We start from the raw sequence: 21,011 nt of genomic DNA, 5'->3' as shown, positions 1-21,011 counted from the left end.
CACCCATGCCTGTGATCCAAATCCTTCCCCACCCGGAGTATTGCCCCCAGGGGGCGACCGTCTCGGCCCCTGCGGGCACGTCGATCTGCGAGGCGCTGCTCGACAACGGCATTCCGATCGAACACGCCTGTGAGATGAGCTGCGCCTGTACCACCTGCCATGTCATCGTGCGCAAGGGGTACGACAGCCTAAATCCCACCGAGGAGTGCGAGGACGACATGCTCGACCGCGCTTGGGGGCTGGAGCCCCAGTCGCGCTTGTCCTGTCAGGCCATCCTGGCGCAGCAAGACCTGGTGATCGAGATTCCGCGGTATTCGATCAACCACGCCAAAGAGGGTGCGCCGACATGAGTCGCCAGATCGTGCTCGACACCGAGACCACCGGCCTGTCGGCCGCGGCCGGAGACCGCATCATCGAAATCGGCTGCGTCGAGTTGGTCAACCGCAAACTCACAGGCAACAACCTGCACCTGTACCTGAACCCGGAGCGCGACAGCCACGAAGATGCGCTCAAGGTGCATGGCATCAGCAACGAATTTCTGCGCGACAAACCGCGCTTTGCCGAGGTGGTCGACACGGTGCTCGACTATCTGCGGGGGGCAGAGCTGATCATCCACAACGCCGACTTCGACCTGGGCTTCCTGAACAAGGAGCTCGAGTTGCTCGGCCGCGAGCCCCTGGAGCAGCACATTGCTGGTGTGATCGACACCTTGCGGCTGGCCAAGCAGCAGTTTCCAGGTAAACGCAACAGCCTCGATGCGCTTTGTGACCGTCTGGGCGTAGACAACTCGCACCGCACGCTACACGGCGCCTTGCTCGATGCCGAACTGTTGGCCGAGGTCTACATCGGTTTGACCCGCGGCCAGGATGCCTTGCCGATCGAGGGTGAAGAGGAGCTTGCCGCCGATGGGGCCCGTGTGAGCATCGACCTGCGGCAATTCGAATTGCCGGTGATCGAGCCCAACGAGGCCGAACGGCTGGCGCACCAGGCGGTGCTGGCCGAACTGGACAAGGCCAGCGGTGGCCGCACGCTTTGGGTGCGCTGAAAATCCTATGGCATAATCCTAAGCTTCGCAGCGCTGCCTGATCCGTCGGGCAGGGCAGGGGTGATTAGCTCAGTGGTAGAGCACTGCCTTCACACGGCAGGGGTCGCAGGTTCGAACCCTGCATCACCCACCAACCCATTCTGTTTTCCCGACAAGAAAGCCCGCTCATGCGGGCTTTTTCTTTGCTTGCATCGGTCCCGTCTTCGCGCGGATGCGACGCCCGCTCGCAGCCAGGCACCGGGGGGCCCAAGAACCAGTCGGTGTTGGACGGGCTTACTGGCTGCTCTCGCCGTCTCGGAGGGTGCTGATGACGCGTCGCGCGCCGTTGAATCGCGTGCGCCAATACGCCTCACGCATATCCTCGACCCGCACCTTGGCGCCGGAGCGTGGGGCGTGGATGAATTTGCCTTCACCCAAGTAGATCCCGACGTGACTGAAAGCACGGCGCATGGTGTTGAAGAAAACCAGATCGCCGGGTTGGAGTTCTTCGCGGTCGATGACTTGCGTCACCTGCGCCTGTTCGCTCGCGCGATGGGGCAACACTAAGCCCACGGTTTGTTCGTAGACGTTGCGGACGAATCCACTGCAGTCGAAGCCGGTCTCGGCCGAGTTCCCGCCGCGCCGGTAGGGGACACCCAGAAAGCCCATGGCGTTTTCAACCAGGCCCGAGGCGGTGTCGCCCAGGCTGGTGCGGACTTGCGTCAGGCTGCTGACCAGTCGTTCACCGACCCGGCCGACGAGGCCCGGCGCAGGCGCGGAAGTGGACGCACTGGGCGCGTCTGGGGTGGCGGTAGGCGTGGGCACAGGCTCTGCCACCACCGCGCTGCCACAAAGCAGCAGGCTCAGGATCAAAATTCGCATCGGGTCGAGCTTACGGCTTGCTTCATCAGAAGTCAAATGAAGATCGAGCTATAAATCATTGTTTTTCAAAATTTCGGACTTCATGATTTCCGCGATGAACGGAATTTTCGACACGCCGAAAGCTTCGCGGCACAATCCCTTATTCCCGCAGTGGCCGCCTTACAGCGCGCCGCCTCAGAGCGATTGACCCCCCAGCTTTGTAGACCATGTTCCAAGCCCTGCTCCTAGAAAAAGACGAGGCCGGCTTTCGCGCCAGCATCCGTAGCCTCGACGAAGCGCTGCTTCCTCCTGACGATGTGCTCGTGCGTGTCGATTGGTCGACGCTCAATTACAAGGATGGCTTGGCCATCACGAACCGGGCGCCGGTCGTGCGGCAGTGGCCGATGGTGGCAGGCATCGATGGCGCCGGGGAGGTGGTGGAGTCGTCTCATCCCGATTGGAAGCCGGGTGACGCTTTCATTCACAACGGCTGGGGCGTCGGCGAGACGCATTGGGGGTGTCTGGCCGAAAAGGCGCGCTTGCGTGGTGGGTGGTTGGTGCGTCTGCCGCAGGGCTTGAGCGCGCGGCAGGCCATGGCCATCGGCACGGCGGGCTACACGGCGATGCTGTGCGTGCTGGCACTCGAAGATCATGGCGTTCAGCCAGGCGACGGCGAGGTGCTCGTCACTGGGGCTACGGGCGGTGTGGGCAGTGTGGCCGTCGCGTTGCTCGGTCGGCTGGGGTACCGCGTGGTCGCCGCCACCGGCAAGATGCAGGAAGCCGCGTACCTGCACCGGCTCGGCGCGGCTAAGGTCATCGACCGGGCTGAACTCGCCGCGCCGGGCAAGCCGTTTCAGAAGGAGCGGTGGGCCGGTGTGGTCGATGCGGTGGGCTCGCACACGCTGGCCAATGCGCTGGCGCAGACCCGCTATGGCGGTGTCGTGGCGGCGTGTGGGCTGGCCCAGGGCAATGAACTTCCGACGACGGTGTTGCCGTTCATCTTGCGTGGTGTGACGCTGGTGGGCATCGATTCGGTGATGGCGCCGCTCGCGCGCCGCGAACGCGCCTGGGCGCGGCTGGCCCGCGACCTCGACCCGGCTTTGCTCGAAGCCATGACGGAGGAAGTGCCGCTGTCCGCTGCCATTGAGCGCGCGCATGCACTCATGGCAGGGCAAGTGCGCGGCCGCATCGTGGTGCGTATCGGCGGCTGAGGCCGCGCGGAAGCCGCCTTCCCGGCCGGGCGGCGCTCGGCCGGCGTGGCCTTTCTCGAACCTGAATTTCCTCGTGTTTGTATGACGACTGAATTTTCGAACGCCGGGGCCGCGACCGCGCGTGGCTTGCCCGCGCAGACCGAACAACGCATCACCGCGCAGATTGCGGAGGAATTGCGCGTGGCCGCTCGCCAGGTACAAGCGGCGGTGGACCTGCTCGACGGCGGCGCGACCGTGCCGTTCATCGCCCGTTACCGCAAGGAGGCCACCGGGGGGCTCGACGATGTGCAGCTGCGCGAGCTCGAGGCGCGTCTGGGCTATTTGCGCGAGTTGGAGGAGCGCCGCGCCGCGGTGCTCAAGAGCATCGACGAGCAGGGCAGGCTCACACCGGCGCTGCGCGCTGCGATCGAAGCCGCGCCGACCAAGCAGGAGCTCGAAGACCTCTATTTGCCCTACAAACCGAAGCGCCGCACCAAGGGCATGATCGCCCGTGAGGCGGGCCTCGAGCCGCTGGCGCAGCGACTGTTCGCGGACCCAAGCCTCGACCCGACGACGGAAGCCCAGGCCTATCTGCGCCCGGCCGGCAGCGTCGAAGGTGCCGACTTTTCGACGGTCGCGGCCGTGCTCGATGGCGTGCGGGATTTGCTCTCCGAAAGCTGGGCCGAGGACGCCCGTCTGGTGCAAGACCTGCGCGAGTGGCTGTGGGCCGAGGGTGTGCTGCGCAGCCTGTGCGTCGAAGGCAAGGACGAGCACGCGCCCGAAGTCGCGAAGTTCCGCGACTATTTCGACTACGCGGAGCCGATCGGCCGGGTGCCTTCGCACCGGGCGCTCGCGGTGCTCCGCGGGCGCAGCCAGGAGGTGTTGCAGGTCAAACTCGCGTTGCCCGTAGAGCCCGAGCCCGGCCAGCCGAGCGTCGCCGAGGGCCGTATCGCCCAGCATTTGGGCTGGAGCCACCAGGGGCGCCCCGGCGACGCGTTGATTCGCAAATGCATCGCCTGGACCTGGCGGGTCAAGCTCAGCCTTTCGATCGAGCGCGACCTGCTCACCCGGCTGCGCGAGGAGGCGGAGAAAGTCGCGATCAAGGTGTTCGCCGACAACCTGCGGGATCTGTTGCTGGCCGCGCCCGCCGGCCCGAAGCCGGTCATGGGGCTCGATCCGGGCATCCGCACGGGCGTGAAAGTGGCGGTGGTCGATGCCACCGGCAAGCTCGTCGACACCGCTACAGTCTATCCGCACGAGCCTCGCAAGGACTGGGACGGCGCCCTCCACACGCTCGCCCGTTTGTGCGAAAAGCATCGGGTGGCTCTGATCGCCATCGGCAACGGCACCGCCAGCCGCGAAACCGACCGGCTGGCCGCCGACGTGCTCAAATTCTTGCAAAAAACCGCCGATGCCGGCGCGGAATGGTCACCTTCTGCTCTGAAAAAGATAGTCGTCAGCGAGGCCGGCGCGTCGGTCTATTCGGCCAGCGAATACGCCAGCCAGGAGTTGCCCGACGTCGATGTGAGCCTGCGTGGCGCGGTGAGCATCGCGCGGCGGCTGCAGGACCCGCTGGCCGAGCTGGTGAAGATCGACCCCAAGAGCATCGGCGTGGGCCAATACCAGCATGACGTGAACCAAAGCGCGCTGGCCCGCACGCTCGACGCCGTGGTGGAAGACTGCGTGAATCATGTCGGGGTGGACCTCAACACCGCCAGCGTGCCGCTGCTGGCGCGGGTCTCGGGCCTCACGCCGGGCGTGGCGCGCGCCGTGGTGCGCTGGCGCGAAGCGCATGGCGCGTTTCGCAACCGGCGGCAGTTGCTCGAGGTCAGTGGCCTCGGCCCCAAGACCTTCGAGCAGAGCGCCGGCTTCTTGCGCATCCGAGGCGGCGACAACCCGCTCGACATGACCGGCGTGCACCCCGAAACCTACCCGGTCGTCGAAAAAATCATTGCAGCGACCGGGCAGCCCGTCGATGCGCTCATGGGGCGCCCCGAACTCCTCAAAAGCCTCAAGCCCGAGCGTTTTGCGGACGAACGCTTTGGCCCGATCACGGTCCGTGACATCCTGGGAGAACTCGAAAAGCCCGGCCGCGACCCTCGCCCCGACTTCAAGGTGGCGCGCTTCAACGAGGGGGTTGAAGCGCTGCAAGACCTCCAGCCCGGCATGATCCTGGAGGGTACGGTCAGCAACGTCGCGGCCTTCGGCGCGTTCGTGGATCTGGGCGTGCATCAGGACGGGTTGGTGCATGTGAGCCAGCTCAGTCACAGGTTCGTCAGCGACGCGCGCGAGGTGGTCAAGACCGGCGACATCGTCAAGGTCAAGGTACTCGAGGTGGATGCGGCCCGGGGGCGCATCAGCCTGACGATGAAGCTCGACACGGCACCGGCCCGGCGCGACGCCGCGCGCGAAAACCGCTACGAGCCTGCCGGCCGCGCCGGGGCACGCGCCGCACGCGGCGAGCCGGTCCCTACGAACACCGCGATGGCCAGTGCGTTCGCGCGATTGCGCCAGACCGGCGCCCACCGCTGACACTCCAAAAACTATAGCACCAATCGACCGAAAGACGCCGGCAATCTGCCAAAATCGTCCAAAACTGCCCTCATGGCCACCTCCGCACTGCGCATTTATGCCGGACCCGTTGCCCGGCGGCATCTCGAGCAAAACGGCCTCGCGCCGCAGGACGTGGGCGTCATTCCGGCGGCTGCGGGCGGACCCAAAGGGCTGATCCTTGGGCCGCTCGATCGCTTTTTGTTTGGCGAGTGGCTGCCGCGCAGCACGCAGCCGGTGCATCTCGTGGGCGCCTCCATCGGCGCGTGGCGCATGGCCACCGCCTGTCTGGACGACGCGGTCGCTGCGTTCGAGCGGCTCGAGCATGACTACATCCGTCAGCACTACGAGCTGCCGCCGGGGCAGAAGCGCCCAAGCGCCCGGCAGGTCAGCGAGACCTTTGCCCGTAACCTCGAACTGTTTTATGGCGGCCGGGTCGGCGAAGTGCTCGGTCATCCGCGATACCGGCTGCACATCCTCACCTCGCGCGGGCGCCATGTGCTGCGGCGCGAGCACGGGCTGTTCACGCCGCTGGGTTACCTGGGCGCTTTTGCGAGCAACGTGGCGCAGCGGCGTGCGCTGGGGGCCTGGCTCGAACGGGTGGTGTTTTCCATCACGCCGCACGCCCTGCCGTTTGCCACGCGGGACTTCCGCACCCGGGCCTTGCCGCTCACCGAACAGAATTTCATGCCCGCGCTGCAGGCCAGTTGCTCGATTCCCTTCGTGTTGCAGGCGGTGCACGACATCCCCGGCGCACCGCCTGGGGCGTATTGGGACGGCGGCATCACCGACTACCACCTGCACCTGGATTACGCCTCGTGCCCGCAGCCCGGGCCCGGCGCGGGCCTGGTGCTCTACCCGCATTTTCAAAAGCAGGTCGTGCCGGGCTGGCTCGACAAAGCGCTGAAATGGCGGCACGGATCGAGTTCGTTCCTCGACACCACCGTCGTGCTCGCGCCCGACCCCGAATGGGTCCGCCGTCTGCCCAACGGAAAACTACCCGACCGTACCGACTTCACCCGCTACGGGCCCGACCTGGCCGCCCGCGTGCAGGCCTGGAGCGCCGCCACTGCAGCTGCCCGCCAACTCGCCGACGAATGGGCCGCCTGGCTGGAGCGGCCGGACCTGCGGCGGGTCGAGGCGCTTTGAGGCGCTCTGGGGTGCGTTGAAGCAAGGCCGGGCGCGGCGTCGCCCGCAGCACTCACAAACTCTCCAGCAACATCCTTCGATAGTCCTCGGCGCTCGCCAGGCGCGGGTTGGTTTTGTGGCAGTGGTCGGCGAGGGCCCCGGCAATGATGGCGTCGAAGTGCGATTCGCGCACCCCCAGTTCGGCCAGGCCGCTGGGCAAGCCCAGGCCCTGGTTGAGCGCACGCACCGCGTCGGCCAGGTCGGCGCGGGCGGGCAGGCCCATCGCCTGCGCCATCCGCTCGAGCCGGCGCTCGCGACGGATCGATTCCGCCTCGGCGTTGAAGCGGATCACCGCGGGCAGGAACACCGCGTTGAGCGTGCCATGGTGCAGCCGTGGGTCGAGGCCACCGAGGCTGTGGCTCAAGCTGTGCACGCAACCGAGCCCCTTCTGAAACGCGAGCGCCCCCTGCATGGACGCGCTCATCATCTGCAGCCGGGCCTCGCGCTCTTGGCCGTCACGCGTGGCGCGCTCGATGTGGGCCCAGCCGCGCGCCAAGCCATCGAGCGCGATGCCGTCGGCCGGCGGATTGAACGCAGGCGCCATGAAGGTTTCCATGCAGTGCGCAATGGCGTCCATCCCGGTCGCGGCGGTCAGGCGCGGCGGCAGGCCCAGCGTGAGCTCGGGGTCGAGAATGGCGGCCTTGGGCACCAGATGCCAGGAATGAAACCCGAGCTTGCGCCCGTCGTCCACGATGACGATGGCGCCGCGCGCCACTTCGCTGCCGGTGCCGGCGGTGGTGGGCACCGCGATCACGGGCGCGACCCGCTCGGTGATCTTGGGCGAGCCGCCCTCGATGGTGGCGTAGGTTTTGAGCGGCCCCGGATGCGTCGCCGCAATCGCCACCCCCTTGGCGCAGTCGATGGCCGAGCCGCCGCCGAGCGCGATCAAGCCGTCGCAAGCAGCCTCACGATAGACGGCCACCGCCTGGCGCACCGCTGCCTCGGTGGGGTTGGATGGTGTGCCGTCATAGACCGCATGCGGCACGCCGGGCAGAGCGGCGAGCGCGCGATCGAGCAGGCCCGCGGCGCGCACCCCGGCGTCGGTCACAATCAGCGGGCGGCGGATGCCAACGCGCATGCACTCCTGCGGCAGCAGGGCCAATGCGCCATCCTCGAATTGGATCTGCGTCACGTAATGGATGAGGGCCATGTCTGTGTCTCCTGTGGGGTTCGTTCTGATGCGTCCATGCTGCCATGTCCAAGGCGTCACGGGCGTCACCTGTGTAACGCCGGTGTCCGCACGTCTTTGGGCGGGAGGTCGTCGATGAAGCGCTCCGACTTTCGCTGCCTGACCCGGCTGCGCGTGCGCTGGGCCGAGGTGGACATGCAGAAAATCGTCTTCAATGCGCACTACCTGATGTATTTCGACACGGCCATCGCCGACTACTGGCGCGCGCTCGGCCTGCCGTATGAGGCGGCGATGGAGGCCCTGGGCGGTGACCTGTATGTGCGTAAGGCCAGCGTCGAATACCACGCCAGCGCCCGTGCCGACGACACCCTCGAGATCGGACTGCGTTGCGCGCGCGTCGGCCATTCGTCTTTGGTGTTCACGGGCGGGGTGTTCCGCGGCGAGCAGTTCCTCGTCGGTGGCGAACTGATCTATGTCTTCGCCGACCCCACCACGCAGACCGCGCGGCGCGTGCCCGATGCCTTGCGCAACCTGCTGGCCGACTTTGAAGCCGGCAAGCCCGTCGTGCGCGTGGCCACCGGTGCGTGGAGCACGCTGGGCGCCGCAGCGTCGGCGGTGCGCACCGAGGTGTTCGTGGCGGAGCAAGGCATCCGCGCCGAAGACGAGTGGGATGTGGACGACGCCACCGCGGTGCATGCGGTGGTGTTCAACCGGCTCGAGCAGCCGCTGGCCACGGGCCGCTTGCTGCAGCACGCCGCTGGGGTCGGGCGCATCGGCCGCATGGCGGTGATCCGCGCCATGCGGGGCAGCGGATTGGGCGCGCGCGTGCTGCGCGCGCTGCTCGACGCGGCCTGGGCCCGCGGCGACCAGGAGGTGATCCTGCACGCGCAGCGCAGCGCTGAGGCCTTCTACCGCCGGTTGGGCTTCGTGCCGCGCGGTGCGGCCTTCGAAGAGGTCGGCATCGAGCACATCGAAATGGCCATGCCCCGTCCCCCCGCCCAGGCCTGAGCGGCTTCCCCGAGCGTACCGATGGCCCGAAAGCAGGCCCACGGGGCCCCAACGAGCAACGCGACTCTTGCACCGAAGCGCGCGAGCGCCGCCGCTGTCGATCTGCCGAATCAGGCCGCGCCGCTTGGTGCCAGCGCAGCCCCGGCTCGCGCAGCGCGTCACGGATCGCCGCTGCCCGACGACGGCGGCGCCACCGTGGTGATGGCCCTCACGCTGGTGCTCGCGCCGGCGCTGGGGGTGCCCAGCGAGGAAATGCTGCAAGACACGCTCAAATCCATGATCGTGGCCTGGGGCACGCTGATCGCCGCGACCCTGTTTTTTTGGGCGCAGCGCTCGCGCACGGAGCCGCTGCGCTGGCACGGCGCGGTGTGGCTGCCGCTCGCCCTGATGGGCTGGGCGCTGGGCAGCATGGCCTGGTCGCACACGTATTTGGCGGGGGTCGAGGCGATCCGTTGGGCCATCCTCGCACTGCTCCTGTGGCTGACGCTGCAACTGGCCGATGGGCCGCGGGTGGACCGCTTGCTGCTCGGCGTGCACGCGGGCGCGGTGGTGGCCTCGGTCTGGGCGGCGCTGCAGTTCTGGGTCGACTTCAGTGGGTTCCCGCAGGGGCCGAACCCCGCGTCCACCTTCGTGAACCGAAATTTCTTCGCCGAGTTTGCGGTCTGCACGCTGCCGTTCTCGGCGCTGCTGATGCTGCGCACACCCGCGGGCGCACGGCGCTGGCTGTGGGCTGCGAGTACGGGCTTGACGCTGGTGGCCGTGCTGATGACCGGCACACGCTCGGCCTTGCTGGCACTCGTGTTCGCTGCTGTGGCGCTGCCGCTCGCGCTGTGGCGGTATCAGGCGGCGCTCGCGGCTTCGGGCTGGCGTGGGCGCGAGCTGGGGCAAGCGGCGGGCGTGGTGCTCGGGGTGGTTCTGGTGCTGGGCTTCATTCCTACGGGCAACCCCAAACTCTTGGAGGAGAACCGCGTCGAGCATCGGGGTGTCACCGCCATCGAGCGGGCGCTGGCACGCTCGCGCTCAATGACCGAGGCCGAGGAATACACGCAGCGCTCGTTCTCGATGCGCTGGGGCATGTGGAAGGCCACGACGCGCATGGCGCTCGCGCACCCGCTCACCGGCGTGGGCGCGGGTGCCTGGGAGGTGGAGATTCCGCGCTACCTGCCGCGCGGCTCACAACTCGAAACCGACTACTACGCCCACAATGAGCTGCTGCAACTGCTCGCGGAATATGGGCTGGTCGGCCTGTTGTTCCTGCTCGCTCTGCTGGGCTGGCTCGCGACGGCCGCCTGGAGGACCTGGAGCCGGGCGCTGCCGGACCGTGCGGCCAGCGACGCCCCGCACGGGCAGGACGCGACGGGGGACGGCGTCTTGCGTGCGTTCACGCTGCTCGGGCTCGGGATGTTCCTGATCGTCAGCAACGCCGGCTTTCCGTGGCGGCTGGCAAGCACCGGCGCCTGGTTCGCGCTGGCGCTGGGCCTGCTGGCGGCGACGGACGCACGCGGGTTCGCTGCGGGCGAGGGGGGCTCGCTGGCGCGCCTCGGGGCCCGCGCGCTGCCGTGGAGTCCGGTGCGCTCGCGTTTGGCGCTCGCGGCGCTGGGGCTCGCGTTGGCGCTGGCGGCCTACATCAGCCAGCAGGCGGCCGAAGCCGAGCGCAAGATCGTGTACGCGGTCAAGATCGCGCTCACCATCAGCCAATCCGGCGCGTACAACGACCCCCGCTGGGATGGCCTCAAGCGCGAAATGCTGCAAAGCCTGCGCGAAGGCATCGCGATCAACCCACACTACCGCAAGATCACCCCCATGGCTGCCGACGAAATGGCACGCTGGGGCGACTGGGCCGATGCGACTTGGGTCTGGGAGTCGGTGCTGGCCTCGCGGCCCTACGTCGTAGCCATCCTGGCCAACATCGCGCGTGGCTATGCCCAGATGGGCCAGCTCGACAAGGCCATCGTGCTGCTCATGCGGGCGCGCGACGTGCAGCCCGAGGCACCGTCACTGAACTCGCTGGAGGTGATCCTGCTCAGCCGCAGCGGCCGCGAAGACGAGGCCTACTCCCTCGCCAAGCGGCTGGTCGAGCAAGGGCAATTTGACTTCGATCTGCTCAACGGCGCCTATGTGCTCGGCGGCCGCGCGAAGGATTGGCCGTTGGCGCTGCGCGCGCTCGAACTGCGCAGCCAGCGCTGGCCCCAATATGCGATCGACGGCTTCCTCAAGAGCGGCGACATCTGGGCCGCCGACAACAGCGTGCATGACGAGGCCAAGGCACTGGCCGCGTACCGTGCTGCGCTGGCGGCGGCGCTTCCTGAGCAAAAAGACGCGGTGCGCGAGCGCATTCCGGAGCCGTATCGCAGCCGGCTGTGAGCGCGGCGCCGCCTCCGCGCGTCGGCTCAGTGGCGATCAGACGTCGGCCAAGAGCGCGTAGGGCAGGGGACGCAGCGACAATGCCGGTCCATCCGCGGCGCCCAGGTGCAGGTCGGCGGCCTCGGCCGCGCTGATCTGCAACGAGGCGATGGCATCAAAGCCGCCGAAAGGCGAGGGGGCTGCTTGCGCCACCAGCCCGCAGGGCTGCTCGGGGTCGGCCGCGCGGAACACCTCCTGGCCCGCGCGAAGCTCGACTTCCCCGTGCACGAGATAGCCCCGGCGTTTGAGCACGCCCCGGAACTGGCTGCGCGCAACCACCTCTTGGCCCGGATAGCAGCCCTTCTTGAAGTTCACGCCGCCAACCGACTCGTAATTGAGCATCTGCGGCACGAACTGGTCGGAAATCGCTGCGCTGACCCAGGCCACACCGCTTTGGACCTCGGCCCATTGCCAGAGGACGGGGTCGAGTTCCGCCCCGGCGGGCGCGGGCGTGCCGCGCGGGGCGATCCAGAGCGCGCGGGAGAGGCTGGGCGCTGGATGCAGAAAAACCAGTTTTCCCGAGCCAAAATCCTTGCACGCCAGCGTCTTTCGGTCTTCTTCTGCTATCGAAGAAAGAGCATTCCCAAGCAGGCCGCGCAGTTCGTAGGCGGGGCTGGCATCGCTCAGGCGCACCTTGGCGCGCAGCACGAACATCGACAGCCGCTTGAGCGTGGTCTGCAGCACGTCGGCCTGACAGACCAGCAGGATTTCTTGCGGCGTGGGCTTGATGCCGATGAAGCTCGCCAGCATGCGGCCCTTGGGCGAGCAAAACGCCGCCAAGCGCGCCTCATCGGGCCCGAGCAGCAGGAAATCCTGCGTCAGCTGGCCGTGCAGAAAGCGCGCGGCGTCTTCGCCTTCGGCACGAATCACGCCCAGTTGCGGCAACGCAGCCACGCCATGGAGGGGGAGGGGGGGAGTCCGTTCATTCATCGACGCTTGCATCATGCCCTGAATTATGATGATCGATTGTCTTCGAGCCAGTTTCCCATGAAGGTAGCAGCGTCGTGCGTCGGGTCTTGAAAGCACTGTGGGTCACGGTGCTGCTGCTGGGCGGCGCGGGCCTGTGGTGGATCCACCAGCCGCTGCCGATTTCGGGCGAGGCGGTCGATCTCTCGATCGAGCCCGGCACGCCCCCGCGTGCGGTCGCGCAAGCCGTAGCCGATGCGGGCGTGCCGGTGTCACCGCTCGCGCTGTATGCCTGGTTTCGGCTCTCAGGCCAGGCACGGCAGATCCGGGCGGGCAATTACGCGCTCGAACCGGGCACCACGCCGCGCTCGCTCCTGCGCAAGCTCGTGCGCGGCGAGGAGAGCTTGCGCACCCTCACCATCGTCGAAGGCTGGAACTGGCGACAGGTGCGCGCCGCGCTGGCGCAAGCCTCCGACCTGCGGGCCGACAGCCGGGCACTGGACGACGCCACCCTCATGCAGGCGCTGGGTCGGCCGGGCGTGGCACCCGAGGGTCGCTTCTTCCCCGACACCTACACCTATGCCAAAGGCGCCAGCGACCTCAGCATCCTGGCGCGGGCGATGCGGGCCATGGACCACCAACTCGCCGCGGCCTGGGCGCTGCGTGCCAGCGACCTGCCGCTCGCCAGCGCTGAAGAAGCGCTCATCCTCGCGAGCATCATCGAGAAAGAAACCGCCCGCGAGCAAGACCGCCGCTTGATTGCCGGCGTGTTCATCAACCGGTTGCGCCGCGGTATGCCGCTGCAGACCGATCCAACGGTGATCTACGGGCTCGGCGAGCGCTTCGACGGAAACCTGCGCAAGCGCGACCTGCAGACCGACACGCCCTGGAACACCTACACCCGCAGCGGCCTGCCGCCCACGCCGATCGCCATGCCTGGGCGCGCTTCGCTGCTTGCCGCCGTGCAGCCCGCAAACACCGACGCGATTTACTTCGTCGCGCGCGGCGATGGCAGCAGTCACTTCAGCGCTACGCTCGAAGAACACAACCGAGCGGTCAACCGGTATCAGCGCGGACAATAGCCCCCCATGACGACCCGCACCCCCATGATCGAGACGCCGCGCGGCTGCTTCATCAGCTTTGAAGGCATCGACGGCGCTGGTAAGTCGACGCATATCGAGCCCTTGGCGCAATGGCTGCGCGAACGCGGGCAGACAGTCGTGGTGACCCGGGAGCCGGGCGGCACGCCGCTTGCGGAGGCGCTTCGTTCCATGGTCCTTCACGACGCGATGGACACCTTGACCGAGGTGCTGCTGGTCTTTGCCGCGCGGCGCGACCATCTGCTGCGGGTCATCGTTCCGGCGCTCGATCGTGGCGCGGTGGTCTTGTGCGACCGGTTCACCGATGCCAGCTTCGCCTACCAGGGCGCGGGCCGGGGCTTGTCGGACGACATGCTCACCCAGCTCGAACATTGGGTGCAGAGCGTTCCGGATACGCCCGGCGACCCCACCCGAGCAACCGGTGGCGCAGCCTCGGAACCCAAGGCTGCGTCGGAAGCTCAGCGCTGGATCGAGCCGGATCTGACGCTTTGGTTCGACATCACGCCAGAACAGGCCGCCGAGCGGCTCGCCCGCGCCCGCACACCCGACCGCTTCGAGGCCGAAACCCTCGGATTTTTCGAGCGCGTGCGGCTTGGCTACGCCCGGCGCGCGCAAGCGGCGGCCGGTCGGATCGTGCGCGTCGATGCCGCGCAGCCACCGGAGCTCGTCTGGCATCAGGTCCTCGAAGCCGTCGCCAGCCGCTGGCCGCTGCCCCCTGCCCGCCGCGAGTGAACTCACTTGCCCCCCTTTCCTGGATGTTGCTTGCCCATGCCGACCCTGCCGCCTTGGTTGATCCCCGCTCTGGCGCAGCTTCTGGAGCGCCGCGGTCACGCGTTTTTGATTCTGGGACCGAGTGGACTCGGCCAGCGGGAGCTGGCCCTGGCGCTGGCTCAGGCCTGGCTGTGTGATGCACCGAAGGCCGACGGGGCTTGCGGTGGCTGCGCCAGCTGCCATGCAATCGAAGTCCGCGCGCATGCGGACCTGGCCGTGCTGATGCCCGAGACCGATCTGCTGGCACTCGGCTGGCCCTTGCCCGAGAAGGCGCAGGCGGACATCGATGAGAAGCGCCGCAAGCCCAGCGCCGAAATCCGCGTCGAGGTTCTGCGCGACGCCATCGAGTTTTCCCAACGCACCAGCGCCCGCGGTCGAGGCAAAGTGGTGCTGATCGACCCCGCCGACCGGATGAACGAAATCGCTGCCAACGCTCTGCTCAAGACGCTCGAGGAACCCGCGGGAGAAACGCGCTTCGTGCTGGCCACGCAGGCTGCGCACCGCTTGCCCGCGACGATCCGCAGCCGTTGCCAAAGCGTCAGTCTCGCCTGGCCCAGCAGCGCAGAGGTGCTTCCGTGGCTGGAGCGGCAGGGCGTTGCGGCCGAGGACGCGCGCGCCTTTCTGCGCTTGGCCGGTGGCCTGCCCTTCGAGGCGCTGCGTCTCGCGCAAGGAGATCGCAGCGCCGCGCAGTGGGCGGCGATGCCCGCGGCTTTGGCCCGTGGCGATGCATCCGCCTTGAGCGGCTTGACGCTCGCCCAATCGATCTCGTTCCTGCAAAAACTGTCGGTCGACCTGATGACTCGTCGTCTGGGTGGCCAGCCGCGGTTTTTTGAGCCCCAGGATCTCCCGGTGGCCCGAGCGGAGGTGGACTCGGCTGCGGCGCTCGCTGCCTTGAGCGCCTGGGCCAAGGCGCTCTTGCGCGCTGCGGAAACAGCAGACCACCCGTTTCAGCCAGCCCTGGCTCTGGAAGCCCTCGCGGCACAGGCCCACAAAGTCCTGCGCATGGCCTAAACTTCGCACATGTCCACGCCGCCCGCCGCTTCCTCAGCCGCTTCGCGCTCGAACGTCATCCAACTCGCCATCAAGGAGAAGGCGGCTTTGTATGCCGCCTACATCCCCTTGTTCAAGGACGGGGGCATCTTCGTTCCAACCGCCAAGGAGTACCAGCTTGGCGACACCATCTACATGCTGCTGACGCTGCCCGACGATCCGCAGCGTTACCCGGTGGCCGGCACGGTGGCCTGGATCACGCCTCGAGCTTCGGGCACCCGCACCCAGGGGGTCGGTGTCCGTTTGCCCAGCGACGAAAAGTCGCGGCAACTCAAAATCAAAATCGAGCAGATGCTGGGCGCGCACTTGGCATCCGAGCGCCCAACCCAAACCCTCTGAACGGCCCGCGTCAGCCGGTCCTGGGCGCTGGCGGTGAAGCGCATGCGTCAGCCCGCCCGGGCGCGCCCAACCGCCGGATTTACGTTGAACCCCTTTGCAGCCCTTCATGTTTACCGACTCACACTGTCATCTGACTTTTCCTCAGCTCGCGGAGAATTTCGCGTCCATACGCGCGCAAATGCGCGAGGCCCGAGTCACGCGCGCCCTGTGCATCTGCACCACCATCGAAGAATTTGACGACGTCCACGCGCTCGCGCTTCGCGACGAGGGTGTCTGGGCCTCGGTGGGCGTCCATCCCGACAACGAGGGGGTGACCGAACCTTCCATAGCCGACCTCGTGGAGCGTGCGGCCAAGCCGCGGGTGGTCGCGATCGGCGAGACCGGCCTCGACTACTACGACCTCGAAGGCCGCAAAGGCGGTCGTGGTATCGAGGCCCTCGAATGGCAGCGCGATCGCTTTCGCACGCATATCCGGGCCGCACAACGAGCCGGCCTACCGCTGGTGATCCATAGCCGCTCGGCAGCCGAAGACACCTTGAGCATTCTTCGGGAAGAGGGGGAGGGGCAGGGCAGTGGCGCCGGTGGCGTGTTTCACTGCTTCACCGAGTCGATGGAGGTCGCGCGCCAGGTGCTCGATCTCGGCTACTTCATTTCGTTTTCAGGCATCGTGACCTTCAAAAACGCGATCGCCCTGCAAGAAGTGGCGCGCTTCGTCCCAGATGACCGCTTGCTGATCGAAACCGACAGTCCTTATCTGGCACCCACGCCGCATCGAGGCAAGCTCAACACGCCGGCCTATGTGCCACTGGTGGCGGCGAAGCTGGCGGAACTGCGCGGCAGCGATCCCGAGGCGATCGGCGCGCTGACCAGCGCCAATTTCGATCGGCTGTTTTCGCGGGTGCGTGAACATGGCTGAGCGCTTGCGGCATTGGCAGCCGCGCCGCCGCACGCTGTGGCTCGGCGCGCTGGCGGCGACGGTTTTCGGGCTCGCGGAAGCCGGCTCCTATGAGGATTTCTTCACGGCCGTGTTGCGCGACGACGCCGATACCGTTCGGCGGCTGTTGCAGCGCGGGTTCGATCCGAACACGCCGAACCCCGAAGGCGAAACCGCGCTGTTGATGGCGATTCGCGAAGGCTCGCGGCAAGTGGTCGAGTTGCTGTTGGACGTTCCGGGCGTGGACGTCGAGCGGCGCAACCGCCATGACGAGAGTCCTTTGATGCTCGCCGCGATCAAAGGCGAACGCGCTTGGGTACAGCGATTGATCGCCCGCGACGCGGACGTCAACAAGCCGGGTTGGACGCCGCTGCACTATGCGGCCAGCCGAGGCCATGTCGAAATCATGCAGATCCTGCTCGATGAGCATGCGTACATCGACGCCGCGTCCCCCAATGGAACGACGCCCTTGATGATGGCCGCCCGGTACGGCACGCCGGCGGCCGTCAAGTTGTTGCTCGAAGAAGGCGCAGATCCGAGCTTGAAAAACGATTTGGGGCTGACCGCGATCGACTTTGCGCAGATGGCAAAAAACGCAGAGTCCGCAGAACTGATCGCCGCATTCATCCGTGCCCGGCGGCCCAAGGGCGAATGGTGAGCCGCATTGGCCATTCGGTCCTGGCGGGGATGGCTGACCGATGCGATCCCGACGATCGCCTCGCAGTTTCATACGATGTATATTATGTAAAGTCATGAATGACGTCTGCACAGGCGTCCATGCAAAGCCTGTGTTCCCGCCACTGCTCCGACCTCACCACAAAAAAGCCACCCGAAGGTGGCTTTTTCTTCGTGTATCGGCCGAAGATCAGTTCAGCGCAACCTTCTTGCCGTCTTTGTAGACGGACAAGGTCACGGCCGGGTTCTTCAGCTCGCCGTTCGGCTCGAACTGGATGTTGGCCGTCACACCTTTGTAGTTCGTCTTGATGATTTCGGGCGTGTAGACCTTCGGGTCGGTCGAGTTGGCACGCTTCATCGCGTCGACCAGCACGAAGGTCGCGTCGTAGGTATACGGGCTGTAGATCTGGAACTGGCCCGGGAACTTCGCGTCGTAACGCTTCTTCCACTCGACACCGCCCGGCATCTTGGCGATCGAAGAGCCGCCTTCGGCACAAACCACGTTGCTCAAGCTCTTGGCGCCCGCGGCGATCTTCACGATTTCGTTCGTGCAGATGCCATCGCCACCGAAGAACTTGACGTTGGTCAGGCCCAGTTGGTCCATTTGACGGAGCATGGCGCCCGCTTGGGCGTCCATACCGCCGTAGAACACGGCGTCGGGCTTCTTGGCCTTGATCGCGGTCAGAATGGCCATGAAGTCGGTGGCCTTGTCGTTGGTGAATTGCTGGTCGACCACCTTGAGGCCTTTGGACTCGGCGGTCTTCTTGAACACTTCGGCAACGCCCTGGCCATAAGCCGTGCGGTCATCGATGACGGCCACGGTCTTGAGTTTGAGCGCATCGGCGGCGTAGTACGCGAGCGCCGCACCCAGCGAGTTGTCGTTGGCAATGATGCGGTACGTGGTCTTGTAGCCCGGCTTGGTCAGATCGGGGTTGGTCGCCGCGCCCGTGATGTGCGGAATACCGCAATCATGGTAGACCTTCGAAGCGGGGATCGTCGTGCCCGAGTTCAGGTGGCCCACCACGCCGTTGACCTTGGCGTCGCAGAGCTTTTGAGCGACGGCGGTCCCCTGCTTCGGATCGCCCGCATCGTCTTCCGGCACGAGCTCGAACTTGATCTTCTTGCCCCCGATCACGATGTTTTGCGCGTTGAGGTCTTCGATGGCCATGCGCACGCCGTTTTCATTGTCCTTGCCATAGTGCGCCTGCGGGCCGGACATCGGAGCCGCGTGTCCGATTTTCACGACCTGCACGTCCTGCGCCGCGACCAGGCCAGAAACAGCCGCTAGCGAAGCCAACACCGTCAGTTTCAGTTTCATTTGCATGTTCAAAATCTCCAAAGTTGGAAGGTCAACGTTGATTGAATTCAACGGTGAAACGATAGCGCAAAAAAGCCCTTGAATCCATTAGCGTGTTCCCGGGTGTGGGCATCGACGAGCAAGCGGCTAGCCTTTCGAAGTATCCGGACGCGCCGGAGCTTGAGGGGGGATCTCTGTCTCTCTCGGAGCGTCCCGAGCAGGGTCAAGGCCGTGCGCCCGCATCCGCTGCAGTTCATCCAGCAAACGTCGGCGGACACGTTCCAATTCGAGATCGAGCACTTCGACCATCCGGGCTTCGAGCGCTGCAAAAACCGCCCCCGGGTCGGAAGATTCCGGGACATGCACCGGATCGAGCGCATCGGTTTCGACTGCGGGCGCAAGTTCCGCCGGTCGTTCCGCTTCGGCGAACTTCGCTGGAGCTGCGGTTGACGGCGTCTGGGCCGACGGGGCTGAAGGCGCTTTGGTCGGGACAGGCGGGGCGGCCTCGATGCAAGCAAGGCCGTCACCGATCGGTCGCAGCACTTCGGTCAGGATGGGCAAGGCGGCAGTGGGTGGCGCTTGCAGTCGCTCAGGCATCGGCGCCCCCTGCCCTGAGGCTTAAATCATGGTGCTGCGGCTTGCAGCCGTGCGCGGTGTAGCCGCGCCAAAGTTGGCGCGCCTCGGCCACCGAGGACGGATCGTCGCCGACGATTTCGACCACTCTTTCAAAGCCAGACCATCCGGGAGCCAGAGTGGCCCCAAGGTGGATCAGCGTCTCTGCCGGGGGCGCGGCCTCGCGCTCCTCGTACAGTAAGACCGGTGTGTACCGCCGCAGCGGCTCGGGGGCGCTGCTGCGGCAATGCGGCACGAACGACTGCGCATCTGCCGACCACAGGGCGCGGTCGATCAGGCTCAAGCGCTCCGAGTTCGCGCAGATGGCCACCGTGGAGCCACGGGTGAGCATCCGGCGCACGACCCGACAGACCTGGGCCGTCGGGTCGTGCGCGTTCAACAAGAAAAAAACCTCCGGCTTCATCAACCCTTCGCGGGCCGTGGGCGACGGCCCCGTGCCTGCGGCGAATCTGCTTGAGGGGAGGCCGCAGCGGCCGGTGCTGCTTCCGTGAGGTGATGGGCGACCGAGAGCAAATAGCTGAGGAGCAAGCCCACCGGACGGCCGGTCGCCCCCTTGGCCTGCCCACCTTTCCAGGCGGTACCGGCAATGTCCAGATGCGCCCATTCCAGCCCTTCCACGAAGCGCTGCAAGAACTTTGCGGCTGTGACCGCGCCCGCAGCGCGGCCCGCCACGTTGGCGACGTCGGCAAAGTTGGTTTTGAGACCCTCGGCGTACTCATCGTCGAGTGGCATCCGCCAGCACAGGTCTTGGGCCGACTCGCCCGCTCGCTCGAGGGCGGCGGCCAGCGCATCGCTGTTGGAGAAGAGCCCGCTGCGAACGGAACCGAGAGCGATCATGCAGGCCCCGGTCAGGGTCGCGATGTCGATGACGGCGCGCGGTTCGAACCGTTTGGCGTAGGTGAGTGCGTCACACAGCACCAGGCGGCCCTCTGCATCGGTATTGAGGATCTCGATCGTCTGACCGCTCATGCTGGTGACGACATCGCCGGGTTTGACCGCCTTGCCGTCGGGCAGGTTCTCGCAAGCGGGGATCAAGCCGACGACATTGATCTTGGGTTGCAGGCGCGCCAAGGCCCGGAAAACGCCGAGGACGCTCGCCGCGCCACTCATGTCGAACTTCATTTCATCCATCTCGGCAGCCGGCTTGATCGAGATGCCGCCGCTGTCGAAGGTGATGCCCTTGCCCACCAACGCAACTGGGGCCTCGCGCCGCGCGCCGCCGCGGTAGTTCAGGATGATGAAGCGCAGCGGCTCATGGCTGCCCTGGGCGACCGCCAGGAACGCGCCCATGCCGAGTTTTTCGACTTCCTTGGGCCCCAGCACTTCGCAATCGATGAGCTTGCTGCCTTTGGCGATTTCCTGGGCGGCTTTGGCCAGGCGGTCGGGCGTGGCATGGTTGGCCGGGCGGTTCGCCCATTCGCGGGCGAACTCGACGCCTTCGGCGATGGCTTGGGCCTCGGCCAAAGCCGCGCCGAGTTCGGCGTCGGGCTGGGCAAGTCCCAAGCTCACGCGCTCGAGCTTGCGTGGCTCGGGCTTGCTCTTCGTGGCGGTATAGACATAGCTGGATTCGGAAGCCGCAAGAACCGCGGCGCGCAGACCGCGCGCGTCGACCGCGCCGGCAAAGGCCACGACGAGATGGCGAACCGACATCGTGCGCAAGAGGCTGACGCCTGCCGACACCGCTTGGCGCAGCGCCTGCGGCGTTGCATCGGCGCAACCCGCCAGCACGACGCGCCGTGCCGCTACGCCCGCAGGCTGCCAAAGCTGCAGGGTCTTGCCGGCTGCAGTTTCCAGATCGCCCGACTCGAGCGCTTCAGCGACCAGTTTGGGCAAGCCGGATCGGCCGCCTTTGTAGGCATGTGGAACCAAGACGAGGAGGCCGTCGCACGGCGTTTGCGCGGCCGAGGCGAGGTCGAGGGGAAGAATTTCGAAGTCCATAATTGGCGGTTTGAG

20 protein-coding genes and 1 tRNA gene are annotated in these 21,011 nt (G+C 66.6%); 15 read left to right on the top strand and 6 right to left on the bottom strand.

Annotation, left to right across the window (positions count from 1 at the left end; genetic code table 11):
• The first annotated feature begins 5 nt into the window (after positions 1-5).
• From fdx to JHC36_RS02295, 3 genes are all read left to right on the top strand, one after another.
• The gene (gene fdx, locus JHC36_RS02305) at positions 6-350 is read left to right on the top strand and encodes an ISC system 2Fe-2S type ferredoxin (RefSeq protein ID WP_124221730.1); all 345 of its coding nucleotides are present in this window, start codon (positions 6-8) and stop codon (positions 348-350) included.
• The gene (gene dnaQ, locus JHC36_RS02300; protein ID WP_124221733.1) at positions 347-1,045 is read left to right on the top strand and encodes a DNA polymerase III subunit epsilon; all 699 of its coding nucleotides are present in this window, start codon (positions 347-349) and stop codon (positions 1,043-1,045) included. Before fdx ends, dnaQ begins: the two co-directional genes overlap by 4 nt.
• Before the next feature lie 58 nt (positions 1,046-1,103).
• Positions 1,104-1,178, top strand: a tRNA-Val gene (locus tag JHC36_RS02295).
• Positions 1,179-1,318: 140 nt separating this feature from the next.
• Here the strand turns inward: JHC36_RS02295 and JHC36_RS02290 are convergent.
• Positions 1,319-1,906, bottom strand: coding sequence for a C40 family peptidase (locus tag JHC36_RS02290; RefSeq protein ID WP_287915335.1), 588 nt, complete (start codon positions 1,904-1,906; stop codon positions 1,319-1,321).
• A 206-nt stretch (positions 1,907-2,112) separates the two neighbouring features.
• On the opposite strand from JHC36_RS02290, the gene acuI reads away from it, so the two are divergent.
• The 3 genes from acuI to JHC36_RS02275 all read left to right on the top strand — a co-directional run bounded on the left by acuI (position 2,113) and on the right by JHC36_RS02275 (position 6,774).
• Entirely contained in the window at positions 2,113-3,096 is a 984-nt protein-coding gene (acuI, locus tag JHC36_RS02285; protein WP_287915332.1) for an acrylyl-CoA reductase (NADPH), read from the top strand.
• A gap of 81 nt (positions 3,097-3,177) precedes the next feature.
• Entirely contained in the window at positions 3,178-5,607 is a 2,430-nt protein-coding gene (locus JHC36_RS02280) for a Tex family protein (RefSeq protein WP_287915329.1), read from the top strand.
• Positions 5,608-5,679: 72 nt separating this feature from the next.
• Positions 5,680-6,774 carry a patatin-like phospholipase family protein gene (locus JHC36_RS02275; RefSeq protein WP_287915328.1) on the top strand — a complete coding sequence of 365 codons (1,095 nt, stop codon included), beginning with the start codon at positions 5,680-5,682 and terminating at the stop codon, positions 6,772-6,774.
• A gap of 52 nt (positions 6,775-6,826) precedes the next feature.
• Here the strand turns inward: JHC36_RS02275 and gbd are convergent, their stop codons facing one another.
• Positions 6,827-7,963 (bottom strand): 4-hydroxybutyrate dehydrogenase, encoded by a 1,137-nt coding sequence (gene gbd, locus JHC36_RS02270; RefSeq protein ID WP_287915326.1) that lies wholly within the window; start codon positions 7,961-7,963, stop codon positions 6,827-6,829.
• 114 nt (positions 7,964-8,077) lie between these two features.
• On the opposite strand from gbd, the gene JHC36_RS02265 reads away from it, so the two are divergent.
• The gene (locus JHC36_RS02265) at positions 8,078-8,950 is read left to right on the top strand and encodes a YbgC/FadM family acyl-CoA thioesterase (RefSeq protein ID WP_287915325.1); all 873 of its coding nucleotides are present in this window, start codon (positions 8,078-8,080) and stop codon (positions 8,948-8,950) included.
• Positions 8,951-9,151: 201 nt separating this feature from the next.
• On the top strand, positions 9,152-11,314 hold the full coding sequence (locus JHC36_RS02260; protein WP_287915322.1) for an O-antigen ligase family protein: 2,163 nt from the start codon (positions 9,152-9,154) through the stop codon (positions 11,312-11,314).
• 36 nt (positions 11,315-11,350) lie between these two features.
• Here the strand turns inward: JHC36_RS02260 and ygfZ are convergent, their stop codons facing one another.
• Positions 11,351-12,295 (bottom strand): CAF17-like 4Fe-4S cluster assembly/insertion protein YgfZ, encoded by a 945-nt coding sequence (gene ygfZ, locus JHC36_RS02255; RefSeq protein WP_503006780.1) that lies wholly within the window; start codon positions 12,293-12,295, stop codon positions 11,351-11,353.
• Positions 12,296-12,369: 74 nt separating this feature from the next.
• Here ygfZ and mltG point away from each other — a divergent pair, with 74 nt between their 5' ends.
• The 6 genes from mltG (at position 12,370) to JHC36_RS02225 (ending at position 17,111) form a co-directional block, all read left to right on the top strand.
• Positions 12,370-13,341 carry an endolytic transglycosylase MltG gene (gene mltG / locus JHC36_RS02250; RefSeq protein ID WP_353846112.1) on the top strand — a complete coding sequence of 324 codons (972 nt, stop codon included), beginning with the start codon at positions 12,370-12,372 and terminating at the stop codon, positions 13,339-13,341.
• Positions 13,342-13,347: 6 nt separating this feature from the next.
• A complete protein-coding gene (gene tmk, locus JHC36_RS02245) occupies positions 13,348-14,091 on the top strand; it encodes a dTMP kinase (RefSeq protein WP_287915320.1) in 744 nt (247 codons plus the stop codon).
• Between the two features lie 36 nt (positions 14,092-14,127).
• The gene (locus JHC36_RS02240; protein ID WP_287915318.1) at positions 14,128-15,141 is read left to right on the top strand and encodes a DNA polymerase III delta subunit-related protein; all 1,014 of its coding nucleotides are present in this window, start codon (positions 14,128-14,130) and stop codon (positions 15,139-15,141) included.
• Positions 15,142-15,150: 9 nt separating this feature from the next.
• Positions 15,151-15,519 (top strand): PilZ domain-containing protein, encoded by a 369-nt coding sequence (locus JHC36_RS02235; protein WP_124221760.1) that lies wholly within the window; start codon positions 15,151-15,153, stop codon positions 15,517-15,519.
• A 106-nt stretch (positions 15,520-15,625) separates the two neighbouring features.
• On the top strand, positions 15,626-16,435 hold the full coding sequence (locus tag JHC36_RS02230) for a TatD family hydrolase (protein ID WP_287915315.1): 810 nt from the start codon (positions 15,626-15,628) through the stop codon (positions 16,433-16,435).
• Positions 16,428-17,111 carry an ankyrin repeat domain-containing protein gene (locus JHC36_RS02225; protein WP_287915314.1) on the top strand — a complete coding sequence of 228 codons (684 nt, stop codon included), beginning with the start codon at positions 16,428-16,430 and terminating at the stop codon, positions 17,109-17,111. The genes JHC36_RS02230 and JHC36_RS02225 overlap by 8 nt, the downstream gene beginning before the upstream one ends.
• Before the next feature lie 207 nt (positions 17,112-17,318).
• Here JHC36_RS02225 and JHC36_RS02220 read toward each other — a convergent pair whose 3' ends face one another.
• On the bottom strand, positions 17,319-18,452 hold the full coding sequence (locus tag JHC36_RS02220) for a branched-chain amino acid ABC transporter substrate-binding protein (RefSeq protein ID WP_287915312.1): 1,134 nt from the start codon (positions 18,450-18,452) through the stop codon (positions 17,319-17,321).
• Between the two features lie 204 nt (positions 18,453-18,656).
• Between JHC36_RS02220 and JHC36_RS02215 the strand changes: the two genes are divergently transcribed.
• On the top strand, positions 18,657-18,875 hold the full coding sequence (locus tag JHC36_RS02215; RefSeq protein WP_287915310.1) for a hypothetical protein: 219 nt from the start codon (positions 18,657-18,659) through the stop codon (positions 18,873-18,875).
• A gap of 139 nt (positions 18,876-19,014) precedes the next feature.
• Here the strand turns inward: JHC36_RS02215 and JHC36_RS02210 are convergent, their stop codons facing one another.
• Positions 19,015-19,461: a DNA polymerase III subunit chi gene (locus JHC36_RS02210; protein ID WP_287915307.1), complete on the bottom strand. Its 447-nt coding sequence runs from the start codon at positions 19,459-19,461 to the stop codon at positions 19,015-19,017.
• Complete coding sequence (locus JHC36_RS02205; protein ID WP_287915304.1) at positions 19,461-20,996, bottom strand: leucyl aminopeptidase; 1,536 nt, start codon at positions 20,994-20,996, stop codon at positions 19,461-19,463. The genes JHC36_RS02210 and JHC36_RS02205 overlap by 1 nt, the downstream gene beginning before the upstream one ends.
• Positions 20,997-21,011 lie beyond the last annotated feature (15 nt).

This window comes from Tibeticola sp. (assembly GCF_022759015.1).
GTDB lineage: Bacteria > Pseudomonadota > Gammaproteobacteria > Burkholderiales > Burkholderiaceae_C > Tibeticola > Tibeticola sediminis.
This window is presented reverse-complemented; position numbering and strand designations above follow the sequence as displayed.